Raw genomic sequence first — 15,950 nt, forward strand, 5'->3', positions numbered from 1 at the left:
GCCACTGACAAGAACTCGACCTCCATCCGCCGGCAACGATTCACGCGCGGTCTTGCGGAACACTTGCCCACTGCCCGTAGCGTGGGGGCCATGCGTGAGGCCGAACTGTGGCAGCGACTCGTTGCCCAACTGGGATCGGGTTATGCCCGGGTGTGGGCAGAGCAGGTGGTGCTGGCCGACCTCGGAGGGCGCACGGTCAGCGAGGCGCTCGCCGCGGGTGTTCCGTGCAAGACCATCTGGCGGGCGGCATGGGCCCACCTCGAGCTGCCGGCGCACGACCGCTGACCGGTGCGGGAAATGTCGGTGCGACACGCCGAACAGAGATTCATGTCGAACACGTGTTCGGTTACGCTGGGTGCAGGTCACGAGCGTGACGGAGTTATCCACAGCCCGAGGCGACCACGAAAAACTGTCGGTGGGCCGGTCTAGATTGCTCTACACGTCAACCACCCAGGCTTCCAGGGCACACCTGGCATAGAGAGGACAAGGCAGATGGCTGTTGCAGATCGCGAGAAAGCCCTCGAGGCAGCACTCGCCCAGATTGAGAAGCAGCACGGTAAGGGCTCGATCATGCGGCTGGGAGACCAGAGCCATGCCCAGATCGAAGTGATCCCCACCGGCTCGATCGCGCTCGATGTGGCACTCGGCATCGGGGGTCTTCCCCGAGGCCGGATCGTTGAGGTCTACGGTCCTGAATCGAGCGGTAAGACGACCGTTGCGTTGCATGCGATCGCCAATGCGCAGGCCGAGGGCGGCATCTGTGCCTTCATCGATGCCGAGCATGCGCTCGACCCGACCTACGCCGCGGCGCTCGGCGTCGACACCGATGCGCTGCTGGTCAGCCAGCCCGACAACGGTGAACAGGCTCTGGAGATCGCTGACACCCTGATCCGTTCGGGGGCGCTGGCGCTCATCGTGATCGACTCGGTCGCCGCGCTCACCCCGAAGGCCGAGATCGAAGGCGAGATGGGCGACTCCCATGTCGGACTGCAGGCCCGGCTGATGAGCCAGGCGCTGCGCAAGATCACCGGCGCCCTCAAGTCCGCGAACACCACAGCGATCTTCATCAACCAGTTGCGCGAGAAGATCGGAGTGATGTTCGGTAGCCCCGAGACCACCACCGGCGGGCGGGCGCTCAAGTTCTACTCCTCGGTACGCCTCGACGTGCGGCGTATCGAGTCGCTCAAGGATGGCGCCGAGATCGTGGGCAACCGGACCCGCGTGAAGGTCGTCAAGAACAAGGTCGCGCCGCCGTTCAAGCAGGCGGAGTTCGACATCATGTACGGGCGGGGCATCTCCCGTGAGGGCAGCCTGATCGACATGGGTGTGGATACTGGGCTGGTCCGCAAGGCCGGTTCATGGTTCACCTACGGCGATGACCAGTTGGGGCAGGGCAAGGAGAACGCCCGCAACTACCTGCTGGCGAATCCCGATGTGGCCAAGGAGCTGGATACCAAGATTCGCGAGGCGATGGGCATGGGTGAGGCGGAGGTGCCCGAGGGCGTCGATCCGGTTACCGGTGAGGTCGACTTCTGATAGCGGTGGAACCTCCCGTCGGCAGCGAGCCCGAACCGGCGGCGGACGCCTATGCGGTGACTCGGGAGATCGCTTTGCGGGCCTTGGACCGGCGCGCGTACGGCCGCGCCGAGCTGGCCCAGTATCTGGCCCGCAAGGGCGCCGAGCACGGCGTCATCGAGCAGGTCCTGCGCCGGTTCGAGGAGGTCGGCCTGATCAACGATGCGGCTTTCGCTGACCAGTGGGTCGAAACCCGACAGCGCGGGCGGCTGCTGCCGCGCCGCACCCTGATCGCCGAACTTCGCCGAAAAGGCCTGGACGACGATGTCATCGCCCGGGCGGTGGAGCCGGTGGATCAGGCGGTCGAGGCCGCCTCGGCCTTGGAACTGGCTCGTCGCAAGGCGCGCAGCGTAGCCGGGCTCGAACGTGAGGTCGCGCTGCGCCGGATCGCCGGCACGCTGGGACGCCGCGGCTACAGCGGGGAGCTGGCCTGGTCGGCCTCCCGGCAGGCCCTCGACGAGGTCACGAATCCCGATCTCGGTTCCTGAGCCATTACAGTGGATGGGCCATGACCACGCAGATCACATCGTCCTCGCCGCGCACCTATCAGGTCATCACCTACGGGTGCCAGATGAACGTGCACGATTCCGAACGCATCGCCGGACTACTCGAACAGGCCGGTCTGGTTGCCGCACCCGAGCCCTCGGGCGAACTCGCCGACGCCGATGTGGTCGTCTTCAACACCTGCGCCGTGCGAGAGAACGCCGACAACCGTCTCTACGGAAACCTCGGGCACATGGCGCGCATCAAGCGTGAACGCCCGGGCATGCAGATCGCCGTCGGTGGCTGCATGGCTCAGAAGGACCGCGATCTCGTCACCACGAAGGCGCCCTGGGTGGACGTGGTCTTTGGCACCAACAACGTCGGTTCGCTGCCGGTGCTGCTGGAACGCGCCAGAATCACCGAGCAGGCGCAGGTCGAGATCAAGGAAGCCCTGCAGACCTTCCCGTCCAACCTGCCGACCCGCCGCGACTCGGCCTATGCCGCCTGGGTGTCGATCAGCGTCGGCTGCAACAACACCTGCACCTTCTGTATCGTCCCCAGCCTGCGCGGCAAGGAGACCGACCGCAGGCCGGGCGAGATCCTGCGCGAGATCTCGATGCTGGTCGACGAGGGGGTCCAGGAGATCACCCTGCTCGGCCAGAACGTCAACACCTACGGCGTCGAGTTCGGTGACCGTTCCGCCTTCGCGCAGTTGCTGCGCTCGGTCGGGCAGGTCGACGGTCTGGAACGCGTCCGGTTCACCAGCCCGCATCCGGCGTCGTTCACCAACGACGTGATCGAGGCGATGGCCGAGACCCACAATGTGATGCCGAGCCTGCACATGCCCCTGCAGTCCGGCTCCGACGCGGTGCTGCGCGCGATGCGGCGCAGCTACCGCAAGGACCGCTTCCTGCGCATTCTGGACGATGTGCGCGCGGCGATGCCGCATGCCGCGATCACCACCGACATCATCGTCGGCTTCCCCGGCGAGACCGAGGCCGACTTCGAACAGACCCTCGACGTCGTCCGCCGGGCCCGATTCAGTGCGGCCTTCACGTTCCAGTACTCCATTCGCCCCGGGACGCCGGCCGCCACCATGCCCGATCAGATCCCGGCCGAGGTGGTCCAGGAACGCTACGAGCGGCTGGTGGCCGAGATCGAGCAGATCGCCTGGGAGGAGAACACGTCGCTGGTGGGCTCCACCGCCGAGGTGTTGTTCGCGGCGGGCGAGGGACGAAAAGACCAAGCCACCACCAGGATCACCGGACGTGCCCGCGACAACCGGCTCGTCCATGTCGCGAAGCCCGACGACCCCGACCTGCAGCCGCGCCCCGGCGATATCGCCGAGCTGACGATCACCCGGGCCGCGCCCCACCACCTGGTCGCCGACGCCCCGATCCGCAATCTGCGCCGCACCCGGGGCGGCGATGCCTGGCAGGCCGCCCAGCAGCCGCGTCCCTCGGGGATCGGTCTCGGACTGCCCACCATCCAGGTCCGCTGAGGTGGTCGCTCAGCTGCCCCTGATCGTCCTGATCGGGCCCACCGCGAGCGGGAAGTCGTCGCTGGCGATCCGTCTGGCCACGCTGCTGGCCGGTCGGGGACAACCGGCCGAGATCGTGAACGCCGATTCGATGCTGGTCTACCGCGGCATGAACATCGGCACCGCCAAGCCGACCGCGGCAGAACTGGCAGCCGTGCGGCATCATCTGGTCGACATCATGGATATCACCGAGGCAGCCTCGGTGGCCGAGTTCCAGTCGATGGCCCGCGCCGCCATCGACCGGCTGCGTGGCCAGGGCGTCGTGCCGATCCTGGTGGGCGGCAGCAGCCTGTATATCCGCGCGATCGTCGACCGGTTCGATTTTCCGGGCACCGACCCGGTCGTCCGCCAGAAATGGCAGGACGAGCTCGACCGCATCGGCGCGCCCGCGCTGCACCAGGTGCTCGCCGAGCGCCACCCGAGTGCCGCCGAGAGCATCCTGCCCGGCAACGGCCGGCGCATCGTGCGGGCTCTCGAAGTGATCGAACTCACCGGCGACTTCAATCCCCAGCTGCCCGAGCCCGTTTACGCGCTGGACGAGGTTCACCAGTTCGGTCTGCATCCCGACCGGGCCGAGATGGACGCCCGGATCGCCGCCAGGGTCGACCAGATGTGGGCTGACGGGTTGGTCGACGAAGTGCGCGACTTGGCCGCACGGGGGCTGCGTGAAGGCCTGACGGCCTCGCGCGGGCTCGGCTATCAGCAGGTGCTGGCATATCTCGGCGGCGAACTCAGCGAAGCCGAGGCCCGGCAGGCCACGATCGACGGCACCCGCCGGTTCGCGCGCAAGCAACTCGGCTGGTTCGCACGCGACCCCCGCATCACCTGGCTGAGTGCGGCCGATCCGCACGCAGATGAGACGATTGCCGGACATCTCGGCCTGCCAGCCGGTAAGTGACAGACTGGTCGCGTGCAGACGCTGAGCTTTGCCAAGGGGCATGCCACCCACAATGACTTCGTGATTCTGGTCGACCGCGAAGCCATGACGCCGCTGTCTGCCGACACCGTCCGATGGCTGTGCGACCGGCGTGGCGGCATCGGCGCCGACGGCGTGTTGCGCGCCGTGCGCAGCGAGTTGATTCCCGAATGGCAGGGCAAGCCCGACCTGTGGTTCATGGACTACCGCAATGCGGATGGCTCGATCGCCGAGATGTGCGGCAACGGCCTGCGGTTGTTCGTCCGCTATCTGCTCGATCAGGGCCTGGTGGACGCCGAACCCGTCGAGATCGCCACCCGGGCAGGCCTGCGCAAGGCCTGGGCCTGCCTGGACGGACGCATCAAGGTCAGCATGGGCCGGGTGCGCGTCGCTGAGCAGCCGACCTGGATCGAATCGAATGGCCGCCGCTACGACGCCACCACGGTCGATGTGGGCAACCCGCACGCAGGGGTCCGACTGGACGACGTCGAGCAACTCCGCGCACTCGATCTGAGCGTCGCGCCGACGTTCGACCAGGCGGTGTATCCGGCCGGTGTCAATGTCGAATTCGTCGTGCCGGTCGCCGAGAACGCCTTGCAGATGCGGGTCTTCGAACGGGGAGTGGGGGAGACCCAATCGTGCGGTACCGGCGTGGTCGCCTCCGCGGCGGCCCAGCTGCATTCCCTGGGCCGGCAGACCGGCTCCCTGACGGTCACCGTGCCCGGCGGCGCCCTCAAGGTCGACGTCGATGATGACCAGGCTTACCTGACGGGCCCGGCCGTGGTTGTTGCGCAGGGCAGGGTCACCCTGCCCAAACAGTGAGCCATGGCTCATGCCGGGCCCGCTGGCCACTGCGCATAAGCTTGTTTGACGATGACAGACGATGCCCTGAACCACGAAGAGACCTGGGATACCGACGACGAGCACACCGATCCGGACGAGCTTTTCGATGATGACGACTGGGACGACGAAGCCGACGACGGCGAACTCGATCTAGCCCAGCGCCATTCGCTGCGGCGGGTGGCCGGCTTGTCGACCGAACTGGAAGACGTCAGCGAGGTCGAGTACCGCCAGCTACGGCTGGAACGGGTCGTGCTGGTCAGTGTCTGGACCACGGGCACGCAGCAGGACGTCGACAACGCCATGTTCGAACTGAAGGCGCTGGCCGAGACGGCCGGTTCGCAGGTGCTGGAAGGGCTGGTGCAGCGCCGGCAGAAGCCCGATCCGGCCACCTATGTCGGGCGCGGCAAGGTCGACGAAGTACGAGAAGTGGTGCAGGCGACCGGAGCCGACACGGTGATCTGCGACGGCGAATTGAGCCCAGCTCAATTGCGCACCCTGGAAGACCGGATCGGCGTCAAGGTTGTCGACCGGACGGCACTGATTCTCGACATCTTTGCCCAGCATGCCAAGAGCGTGGAGGGCAAGGCGCAGGTCGAACTCGCGCAACTCAACTACCTCAAGCAGCGGCTGCGCGGCTGGGGCGGCAATCTGAGCCGCCAGGTGGGCGGCCGGGCCTCCGGCGGCGCGGGGATCGGTGGACGCGGACCCGGTGAGACGAAGATTGAGACCGACCGACGGCGGATCAACCATCGCATCTCGGTGCTGCGCGGCAAGCTGCGCGAGATGGAAGGTACGCGTGCCATCAAGCGCGCCGACCGGCAACGGCACCGCGTCCCTTCGGTGGCGATCGTCGGTTACACCAATGCCGGCAAGTCGTCGCTGCTGAACCGGCTCACCCATGCCGGCGTGCTGGTCGAGGATGCGTTGTTCGCGACCCTGGATCCGACCACCCGCCGCACGACGACTGCCGATGGCCGGGTCTACACCCTCACCGACACGGTCGGCTTCGTCCGCCATCTCCCCACCGATCTGGTGGAAGCCTTCCGCTCGACCCTGGAAGAGACCGTGGACGCCGACCTGCTGGTGCACGTCGTCGACGGTTCCGACGCCGACCCGCTCGGCCAGATCGACGCGGTGCGGACCGTCTTGGCCGAGATCGGCGCGTCGGATCGTCCCGAGCAGCTGGTCATCAACAAGATCGACCAGGCCGATCCCGACGTGCTCGCGGTCGTGATGCGCCGATATCCCGAAGCGATCGCGGTGTCGGCCCGAACGGGCGAGGGCATCGAGACGCTCCGCGAGACGATCGAGCGGCGGTTGCCGGTACCGCAGACCGAGATCACCGCGCTGGTGCCGTGGGACCGGGGCGATCTGGTTGACCGGGTGCACCGGGAGGCGGATGTGTTCAGTCTCGAGCATGAGCCCGGCGGCACGCTGATCACGGCGCGGGTGCATCCCGATCTGGCGGCCCAACTGAACCCGTACGCCCAGGCCAACAGGCAGCCGCAGTGAGCGATTTGCCTGGCCAAGCCTCCCAGGCGCTGGCTGCGGCGGTCGCTGCTCTCGGAGGCACCTCGCGTCCGGGACAGCAGACGATGAGCGATCAGGTGGCGGCGAGCCTGGACGAGGGGGTTCACCTGCTCGTCCAGGCCGGTACCGGCACCGGAAAGTCGCTCGGCTACCTCATCCCGGCGATGATCTGGGCAGTGGGATCGAAACAGACCGCGCTGGTGGCCACGGCCACCTTGGCGTTGCAGGCTCAGCTGGCCCACAAAGACATTCCGATCGCCGCGCGTGCGGTCGCCTCGGTCGTGGGTCGCGAACCGCGCACGCAGATCCTCAAGGGACGTTCGAACTACATCTGCCTGCTGCGGGTACGCGATCAGACGGGTGGCGAACAGGATTCGCTGCTCGGCGGCGCCGAGCTCGTCGAGGCGGTGCGCGATTCGGGATCCGATGCCACCTCCAGTCTGGGAGCCGAGGTCATCGCGCTCCGCGAATGGGCTGATGACCAGGCCAAGGACGGCGGACTTGCCGACCGGGACGACGCACCGAGCCATTCCCCGCGGGCCTGGGCGCAGGTCTCGGTGCCGGTACGCGAATGCCTGGGGGCCAACGTCTGCCCCTACGGCGCAGAGTGCTTCGTCGAGGAGGCGCGAGCCAGGGCCAGGCAGGCCGACCTGGTGGTCACCAACCACGCGCTGCTGGCCATCAACGCCATGCACGGCGGCACGGCGCTGCCCGAGTACGGTCCGGTCATCATCGATGAGGCGCACGAACTGGTCAACCGGGTCACCGGTGCGGCGAGCAGCGAACTGTCGGCGCAGCAGATCGGACGGGTCTCCAAGCGGGCGAGCGCTTGGCTGGACGATGACCTGGCCACAGAATTGCTGGAGGTCGCCGACACCTTCGCTGATGCACTGGCCGAGGTGGCGCCTGGGCGCATCACGGAGCCGGGTTCGCTCGCGGTCGAGGCCGCCGCGTTGGTGCGCGAGGTCAGCCGCCGGGCGGTTTCGGCGCTGGCGACGGGGTCGGGGCAGAGCTCCGATCCGGAGCAGCGGCAACAGGCGGCGTCGGCGATGAAAGAGATCTTCGAGATCGCCGAGCGCATGGCCAGACTCGACGAGCACGATGTGGTCTGGCTGAGCGCGCACGATCGCTTCGGCCGTCAGCTCAACGTTGCGCCGCTGTCGGTTGCGGGGCTGATGCGCGAGAACGTTCTGGAAGAACATCCGACGATCCTGACGTCGGCGACGTTGACGGTCGGTGGTGCATTCGAGTCGATGGCCGGGAGCGTCGGGCTGCGCCGTGCGGACCGTATCGCGGCCGATACCGAGGCCGGCGACGCCGGGCAGTGGCGTGCCATCGATGTCGGATCTCCTTTCGACTACGCCAAACAGGGCATCTTGTATGTGGCGACCGGGCTGCGCAACCCCGGCCGCGATGGTATCGGCGCCGACGCGCTGGCGGAACTGGCTGAGCTCATCTGGGCCGCGGATGGCCGCACGCTCGGCCTGTTCGCCTCGCAGCGGTCTGCCGAAGCAGCCGCAGAGCACCTGCGCGGCGCACTCCCGGGGCTGAACGTGATGTGCCAGGGCGAGGCGAATCTCAGTGAGCTCACCCGCACCTTCATTGCCGAAGAGGATTCCGTGCTGCTGGGCACGATGTCGCTGTGGCAGGGCATTGATGTGCCGGGGGACACCTGCCGGCTGGTGGTGATCGACAAGATCCCGTTCCCGCGGCCCGATGATCCGCTGATGCAGGCCCGACAACAAGCTGTCGCTCAGGCCGGCGGCAACGGCTTCATGCAGGTGGCCGCGAGTCATGCGGCCCTGCTGCTGGCCCAGGGTGCCGGACGCCTGATCCGTTCGACGAGCGACCGGGGCGTGGTGGCGGTCCTCGACCCGCGGCTGATCAAGGCCCGCTACAGCGGCTTCCTGCGAGCCTCGTTGCCGCCGTTTTGGACCACCACCGACGCCGAGGTGGCAATCCAGGCATTGCAGCGTTTGGGGACCAGCTAGCGGTCCGGCTCAGATCCGCCGCAGAACCGCGACAACCTTGCCGAGAATCGCGGCGTCGTTACCGTCGATCGGCTGGTAGGCCGGATTGTGCGGCATCAGCCAGACCTGGCCCGGCACACGGCGCAACGTCTTCACGGTGGCCTCCCCGTCGAGCAACGCCGCTACGATGTCGCCATTGTCCGCAGTGGGCTGCTGACGGACGACCACATAGTCGCCATCGCAGATTGCTGCGTCCACCATCGAGTCTCCGCGCACCTTGAGTGAGAACAAGGTCCCCTGTCCGACGAGCTCGCGTGGCAGCGGCAACACCTGCTCCACCTGTTCGTCAGCGAGAATCGGCACGCCGGCGGCGATGCTGCCGAGCACCGGCACAGCGACGGCGTTCGGTGACCGGTCACCCGAATCGGTGGCGTCGTCTTGGCCGAGCGGCTCGGCCTCGGGTTCTGTTGGGGAGGCCGTCCGGGTCGGAAGAATGACCTCGAGGGCCCGCGGACGATTCGGGTCGCGTCGCAGGAAACCCTTGGCCTCCAGGGCCTTCAGCTGATGAGAAACGCTGGAGGAACTGGCCAGGCCGACAGCCTCGCCCACTTCGCGGATGCTGGGTGGGTAGCCGCGAGACGACACGGTTTCCTGGATGAACTCCAGGATGCGGCGCTGACGGGCGGTCAGCCCCAGTTCGTCCTCGGAGCTGTCGGGTAGTTCGGCGACGTTGTCCAAGCCCAGATCGCGGGCGATGTCTTCGTTGGATGGCCGGCCGGCACGGCGAGGGGTGGCGGGTGGACGCCTCACTGTGATCATGAGACAACGCTAGATCATCCGGGGGCGTCATTCAAACATCTGTTCGAGCGTGTCGCCAATGGATGCGATCGGCGAACCACGGACCACAGATGCGGCGGGAATCGTCCGAATGGTTTTGTCAGTGGGCCCTGCTTGCATGGTTCTCAGACGGCAAGAAACAAGCGAATCGAACACTTGAACGATCGCGGACGGCTCGCTAGGCTGTGCATCGAACACACGTTCGATCCTGTTAGCTGCGGCGGATGGCCGGGCGGATGGAGGAAGCAAGATGAGCGTCCTGGTGGAAAGTCAGATCGATGTCCGGCGCGTCGCGGGCTCACCCGTACGGTCGAGGCGCGCCCTGCTCGACGGCGACCGGCGGCCCTGTGCACAGATGCGCTTCGTGCCCACTCGGGCGGCCGGTCCCCGGCAACCGGCATCGCCGCTTCCGGGGGCCTACTACCAGGTGGTGGCCTCGGCCGCGGCCGCTTCGCCCGCATCGACACGATCAGTCGTTGGCCGCGAGGAGATCACGCTGACCGATCGTGGCCTGGTGGTGATGATGATCGGTTTCACCCTGGCTGTGCTACTCGGAGTGTGGATCGTCGTTTCGCAGTACCTCGCCCTGGCGCCGGGTCTGGCCTGAGCGCTGCGGTCACCAGCGCCAAGGGCCTCGGACAGCGAAAGCGGGACGGCTCCTCAGGGAACCGTCCCGCCCGTGTAATCGCTCAGGCGCTGGTGAATGCTCAGGCGCTGGTGATTGTGTGACTCAGTAGCCGTAGGGCTGCTGCGGCGGGCCGTAGGGGGCCGGCGGGGTCGTCGGCGACTCGTCCAGCACCACGGTGTTGAGCATCTTGTCCGCGAGGGTCTGCCGCTTGGCGTCCCACAGCGGGAAGAGCCATCCGATGTAGCAGATGATGGAGTCGACGATGTGCGCGAAGTAGCGCAGGATCGACATTCCTGGCCCGATCGGTTGACCAGTGGCCGCCGATACCAGCCGGGTCTTGGCGACCCTGCGGCCGTACGTCACCCCGGTGTTGCCGCCGACGTAGCCGACGTTGTAGACAACCCAGCCGACCCCCAGGACGAACTGGACGATGCCGCCGATCATGCTCTCATTGCCGCCCGAATTGAAGAAGGAGGAGATGATGCCGATGACGATGCCGGGCAGGACGAAGTCGATCAGGCCACCGAGTGCGCGCTTGCCCCAGGAGGCCAGTGGTGCCGCCGGGCCACCGACCGGGCCGTACAGGCTGCCCGAGTAGGTCGGCTGACCATACGAATCGGTCGGCTGGCCGTAGCCGGGTTGCTGGCCATAGGGGTCGGCCGGCTGGCCGTAGGGGTCGGCCGAAGGCGAACCGGCGCCCTGGCCGTAGCGGGGCTGTTGCTGGCCGTATGGATCTTGGCCGTAGAACGATTGCCCGCCGGACTGTTGTTGGTCGCCGCTGCCGTAGGACTGGCCACTCGATTGTCCGTAGGACGACGAGGGCGGCTCGCCGGCCGCTTGCCCGTAGGACGACGACTGTCCGTAGCTGGGGGTGCCGTAGTTGGGTGTTCCCGAGCCGGGCTGGCCATAGCTCGACGACTGGCCGTAGCTGGGAGTGGTGGGCTGTGCGCCCGGCTGTCCGTAGCTTGGGGTAGTCGGGGCATCTGGCTGGCCGTAGCCGGGGGTAGTCGGGGCGCCCGGCTGGCCATAGCTGGGAGTGGTCGGTTGGGGACCGGATTGCTGCCCGTAGCCACCCGGCTGCTCGTAGGACGACTGCCCGTAGCCGGCCTGGGTCGGCGGGGTGGATGGTGTGTCGGGCTGCCCGTAGGCGGAAGGTGCTGCTGGCTCGCTGCTCGGCTGCTCACCTGCGGTTTGCTCATAAGCAGGCGAGCCGTACGTCGGCGCTGCGCTGCCGGTTTGTTCTTGGTTGGCCTGGCCCGCGGTCTCCGGGCTCGCTTGGCCGTTCTCGTCGCTGCTCGCGGCGTCTTGGCCAGGGTCCTCAGCGGGGCGACCCCAGTAGTCGTTGCTCACGGCTGCCTCCAATCAGATTGCATCACGCCACTGATCCTATGCGGCTGGTGGGTTCAGCGCGGGCGGCTCACGCGGATAATGGTGGTGTGCAGTCTCATGAGGCCGGCCCGGCGGTCTTCTCGCCGGGAGTAGCGCTGTCGCGTCTGCTGGGCTTCGGCGCAGTCGGTGCGGCGATCGCCGGTGCTCACCTGCTCTTCGGCATCGGTCTGCCCTGTCCATTGCTGAGTCTCACCGGAATCCAGTGCCCGCTGTGTGGATCGACCAGAGCCGCTGGCGCCCTGGCCGAAGGCGACGTGGCGGCAGCCTGGGGATACAACGCGCTGCTCGTGCTGGTGCTACCAATCTTGATCGTGTGCGCGGTGGCCTGGACCGTGGAACTGGCCGGAGGACCGGCGTTGCGTCCGCCGAAGTCCTGGCGTCCGCTCACCCAGACCAAGATCTATTGGGTCGCGGGGGTTGTCGGTGCGGTGTTCATGATCGTGCGCAACCTCATCTGAAGTGGCCGTCTTGTCATCAGCGGTCAGATTTTCTGGCCTCACTCGGAGCGGTGGGCGAGGCGATCAGGCGACACGCCGAATCGACGGCGAGCTTCGCCGCTGGCACTTGATCTAGTGGCCAATCGGTGTAATCTCTCTACATCTAGTAGTTACACAAGTGTCATTTGTCCACAGATTGTGGTTGTTGTCCACAAGATGTCCACAGAGGCATACACATCCCGAGCTGAGGAGTCACGATGCACTGCCCATATTGTCGTCATTGCGACTCTCGGGTGCTTGATTCCCGCGTTTCTGAGGACGGCACGAGCATTCGCCGTCGGCGGCAGTGCCCGGCTTGCGAAAGACGCTTCACCACCATCGAGCAAACTCAACTGGTAGTGGTCAAGAAGTCCGGTGTGATCGAGCCCTTCAACCGGGACAAGGTGATATCCGGCGCCCGCAAGGCCTGCAAGGGGCGTCCGGTCACCGAGGCCCAACTCGCCAAACTCGGCCAGCGGGTCGAAGAGGCCATCCGGGCATCCGGGCAGGCCGAGGTTCCCACCGAAGAGGTGGGCGTTGCCATCCTCGGTCCTCTCAGTGAACTCGATCCGGTCGCCTATCTGAGATTCGCCTCGGTCTATCGGCACTACACCAGCGTGGACGATTTCGTCGCCGAGATCGACCGGATGCGCGAAAGCGCTCGGGCCGATGCCGAGTCCGACGCCGAAGCGCAATTGCCCATCGATCTGGCGGACGAAATCTGTCAGACCGCCGGTGCACACTGACCTTCACGACCTGCCTGGATTTTCCCGACCTACCCACATGCACGCATCACCATCAGGAGACAGCTGTGACCGACACTCTGTATGACGACAAGCCTGGAACGCCGAGCGCTCGCGGCCTGACGATCGATCGGGTCTTCACCACCGAGGGCGTCCATCCCTATGACGAGGTCACCTGGGAAAAGCGCGATGTCGTTCAGACCAACTGGAAAACCGGTGAAGTGGTCTTCGAGCAGCGCGGGGTTGAGTTCCCGACCTCATGGAGCCTCAACGCATCCACGATCGTCACGACCAAGTACTTCCGCGGCGCGCTCGGCACCGCGGAGCGCGAAGCCAGCCTCAAGACGCTGATCGACCGCGTGGTCGGCAAGTATCAGCAGACCGGCCAGGAATCCGGCTACTTCGCGACCGACCACGATGCCGAGATCTTTGGTCAGGAACTCACCTGGTTGCTGCTGAACCAGTACTTCAGCTTCAACTCCCCGGTCTGGTTCAATGTCGGCACCGCGGCGCCGCAGCAGGTCAGCGCCTGCTTCATCCTGTCGGTCGACGACTCCATGGAATCGATCCTGAACTGGTACCGCGAAGAGGGCATGATCTTCAAGGGCGGGTCCGGCGCCGGCCTCAACCTCTCGCGGATCCGCTCCTCCAAGGAACTGCTGCGCTCGTCCGGTGGCACTGCGTCCGGCCCGGTCAGCTTCATGCGCGGTGCGGACGCATCGGCGGGCACCATCAAGTCGGGTGGCGCCACCCGCCGCGCCGCGAAGATGGTTGTGCTGGACGTCGATCACCCCGACATCGAGGAGTTCATCGAGACCAAGGCGCGCGAGGAGGACAAGATCCGTGCGCTGCGCGATGCCGGATTCGACATGGATCTCGGCGGCAAGGACATCACCTCGGTGCAGTACCAGAACGCCAACAACTCGGTTCGCGTCAGCGACGAGTTCATGCAGGCCGTGACCGATGGCACCGAGTTCGGACTGCGCGCCCGGATGACGGGCGAGGTCATCGAGAAGGTGGATGCCCGGGAGCTGTTCGACAAGATCGCCCAGGCTGCCTGGGAATGCGCCGATCCGGGTCTGCAGTACGACGACACCATTAATGACTGGCACACCAATCCCGAGTCCGGACGCATCACCGCGTCCAACCCGTGCTCGGAGTACATGAGCCTCGACAACTCCTCGTGCAATCTGGCGAGCCTGAACCTGATGAAGTTCCTGCGCGCCGACGACAGCTTCGATGTCGACAGGTTCATCAAGGCCGTCGAGCTGATCATCACCGCCATGGACATCTCGATCGTCTTCGCGGACTTCCCGACCGAGTCCATCACCCAGACGACCCGCGACTACCGTCAGCTGGGTATCGGCTACGCCAACCTCGGTGCGCTGCTGATGGCTCTCGGCAAGGGCTACGACTCCGAAGGCGGACGTTCGCTGGCTGCAGCGATCACCTCCTTGATGACCGCCGCCGCCTACCGGCGCAGCGCCGAACTGGCCGGTGTGGTCGGAACCTATGCCGGCTATGGCCGCAATGCCGACGCGCACAAGCGGGTGATGCGTAAGCATCGCAGCGCCAACGACAGCCTGCGCACGATCAACCCCATCGATGCCGGACTGTGTGAGGCCGCTGCGTCTCAGTGGGATCAGGTCATCGAGGTGGGGGAACGCAACGGTTTCCGCAACGCGCAGGCGTCCCTGCTGGCTCCGACCGGAACCATCGGCTTCATGATGGACTGCGACACCACCGGCATCGAACCGGACTTCTCGCTGGTGAAGTTCAAGAAGCTCGTGGGTGGGGGCTCGATGCAGATCGTCAACCACACGGTGCCGAGGGCGTTGCGCAACCTGGGCTACCTCGACGAGCAGATCGAGGCCATCGTGGCCTACATCAGCGACAAGGGCAATGTCATCGATGCTCCCGGGCTCAAGCCGGAACACTATGAGGTCTTCGACACGGCCATGGGTGTTCGCGCCATCAAGCCGATGGGTCATGTGCGGATGATGGCTGCGGTGCAGCCGTTCTTGTCGGGTGCTATCAGCAAGACGGTCAACCTGCCCGAATCGGCCACCGTGCAAGACATCGCCGATGTCTACATGGAGGGCTGGCGCCTCGGACTCAAGGCCATCGCCGTCTACCGCGACAACTGCAAGGTCGGCCAGCCGCTCAGCAACGGCAAGTCGGCCCCGGAGGAAGACGCGAAGCCGGCTCCCGAGGTGCGGATCGAGTATCGTCCGCGTCGCCTGCGGCTGCCGAAGTCGCGTTCGGGGCGGACGACCAGCTTCACCGTGGCGGGCGCCGAGGGCTATATGACCTCTGGTGCCTACGAAGACGGCAGGCTGGGCGAGGTCTTCCTCAAACTCGGCAAGCAGGGGTCGACGCTGTCCGGCGTGATGGATGCCTTCTCCATCGCGGTGTCGATCGGTTTGCAGTACGGCGTCCCGCTGGAGAGCTTCGTCCAGAAGTTCACCAACCTGAAGTTCGAGCCTGCCGGCATGACCGACGATCCCGATATCCGGATCGCGCAGTCGATCATGGACTACATCTTCCGCCGTCTCGCGTTGGACTACCTGTCGTTCGATGAGCGTGCCGAACTCGGCATCTACACCGCCGCAGAACGGGCTCACTATGTCGAGACCGGCAGCTACCTGAGCGAGGAGGAGGAGAGCGAGCTGCCCGAATCCGAGCAGTTGAAGAACGACGCAGGCGACAATGTCCGGGTCGATGCCGGTGGTCCGCTGCAGCCGAGCCTGATCGAGGCTCATCCGCACACCACCAGCGAGTTGATGGAGGCCATCACCGGTCTCGCGGTGGACGCTCCGCTCTGCCTGATCTGCGGCACCAAGATGCGTCCTTCCGGCAGCTGCTACGTCTGCGAGGGTTGCGGAGCAACCAGCGGCTGCAGCTGATCGATGACCGACATACGATGACGCGGAACTCCGCGGTGACAGGATGGATTGTCACCGCGGAGTTCTGTTTCGTTGGCCGTCGGCTAATGTAGCGGCTGCGGGTCAAGGTTGGAC

Annotated in this window: 14 protein-coding genes; 12 read left to right on the forward strand and 2 right to left on the reverse strand. The window is 66.1% G+C overall.

The window, feature by feature from the left end:
- The first annotated feature begins 90 nt into the window (after positions 1-90).
- From QUE25_RS13215 to QUE25_RS13250, 8 genes are all read left to right on the forward strand, one after another.
- On the forward strand, positions 91-285 hold the full coding sequence (locus QUE25_RS13215) for a DUF3046 domain-containing protein (protein WP_286265768.1): 195 nt from the start codon (positions 91-93) through the stop codon (positions 283-285).
- Between the two features lie 207 nt (positions 286-492).
- Positions 493-1,536, forward strand: a complete 1,044-nt coding sequence (gene recA / locus QUE25_RS13220; RefSeq protein WP_286265770.1) for a recombinase RecA — start codon at positions 493-495, stop codon at positions 1,534-1,536.
- Positions 1,537-1,541: 5 nt separating this feature from the next.
- Positions 1,542-2,063: a regulatory protein RecX gene (locus QUE25_RS13225; protein WP_286265771.1), complete on the forward strand. Its 522-nt coding sequence runs from the start codon at positions 1,542-1,544 to the stop codon at positions 2,061-2,063.
- A 20-nt stretch (positions 2,064-2,083) separates the two neighbouring features.
- Entirely contained in the window at positions 2,084-3,559 is a 1,476-nt protein-coding gene (miaB, locus tag QUE25_RS13230) for a tRNA (N6-isopentenyl adenosine(37)-C2)-methylthiotransferase MiaB (protein WP_286265772.1), read from the forward strand.
- Between the two features lies 1 nt (position 3,560).
- Complete coding sequence (gene miaA, locus QUE25_RS13235; RefSeq protein ID WP_286265774.1) at positions 3,561-4,496, forward strand: tRNA (adenosine(37)-N6)-dimethylallyltransferase MiaA; 936 nt, start codon at positions 3,561-3,563, stop codon at positions 4,494-4,496.
- Positions 4,497-4,508: 12 nt separating this feature from the next.
- Positions 4,509-5,336 (forward strand): diaminopimelate epimerase, encoded by an 828-nt coding sequence (dapF, locus tag QUE25_RS13240; RefSeq protein ID WP_286265776.1) that lies wholly within the window; start codon positions 4,509-4,511, stop codon positions 5,334-5,336.
- A gap of 51 nt (positions 5,337-5,387) precedes the next feature.
- Positions 5,388-6,869, forward strand: coding sequence for a GTPase HflX (gene hflX / locus QUE25_RS13245; RefSeq protein WP_286265779.1), 1,482 nt, complete (start codon positions 5,388-5,390; stop codon positions 6,867-6,869).
- Positions 6,866-8,878 (forward strand): ATP-dependent DNA helicase, encoded by a 2,013-nt coding sequence (locus QUE25_RS13250; RefSeq protein WP_425332720.1) that lies wholly within the window; start codon positions 6,866-6,868, stop codon positions 8,876-8,878. The genes hflX and QUE25_RS13250 overlap by 4 nt, the downstream gene beginning before the upstream one ends.
- Positions 8,879-8,887: 9 nt before the next feature.
- On the opposite strand, the gene lexA is transcribed toward QUE25_RS13250, so the two are convergent.
- A complete protein-coding gene (lexA, locus tag QUE25_RS13255) occupies positions 8,888-9,676 on the reverse strand; it encodes a transcriptional repressor LexA (protein WP_286265781.1) in 789 nt (262 codons plus the stop codon).
- Between the two features lie 268 nt (positions 9,677-9,944).
- Between lexA and QUE25_RS13260 the strand changes: the two genes are divergently transcribed.
- Positions 9,945-10,301, forward strand: coding sequence for a hypothetical protein (locus QUE25_RS13260; protein WP_286265783.1), 357 nt, complete (start codon positions 9,945-9,947; stop codon positions 10,299-10,301).
- A gap of 123 nt (positions 10,302-10,424) precedes the next feature.
- Here QUE25_RS13260 and QUE25_RS13265 read toward each other — a convergent pair whose 3' ends face one another.
- Positions 10,425-11,672, reverse strand: a complete 1,248-nt coding sequence (locus QUE25_RS13265; RefSeq protein ID WP_286265785.1) for an RDD family protein — start codon at positions 11,670-11,672, stop codon at positions 10,425-10,427.
- An 86-nt stretch (positions 11,673-11,758) separates the two neighbouring features.
- On the opposite strand from QUE25_RS13265, the gene QUE25_RS13270 reads away from it, so the two are divergent.
- From QUE25_RS13270 to QUE25_RS13280, 3 genes are all read left to right on the forward strand, one after another.
- Positions 11,759-12,169 carry a DUF2752 domain-containing protein gene (locus tag QUE25_RS13270; RefSeq protein WP_286265787.1) on the forward strand — a complete coding sequence of 137 codons (411 nt, stop codon included), beginning with the start codon at positions 11,759-11,761 and terminating at the stop codon, positions 12,167-12,169.
- Between the two features lie 236 nt (positions 12,170-12,405).
- Positions 12,406-12,933: a transcriptional regulator NrdR gene (gene nrdR, locus QUE25_RS13275; RefSeq protein ID WP_286265788.1), complete on the forward strand. Its 528-nt coding sequence runs from the start codon at positions 12,406-12,408 to the stop codon at positions 12,931-12,933.
- 65 nt (positions 12,934-12,998) lie between these two features.
- A complete protein-coding gene (locus tag QUE25_RS13280; protein WP_286265791.1) occupies positions 12,999-15,836 on the forward strand; it encodes a vitamin B12-dependent ribonucleotide reductase in 2,838 nt (945 codons plus the stop codon).
- Positions 15,837-15,950: the final 114 nt, after the last annotated feature.

Origin of the sequence: Brooklawnia propionicigenes, assembly GCF_030297015.1 — a bacterium.
Lineage (GTDB): Bacteria > Actinomycetota > Actinomycetes > Propionibacteriales > Propionibacteriaceae > Brooklawnia > Brooklawnia propionicigenes.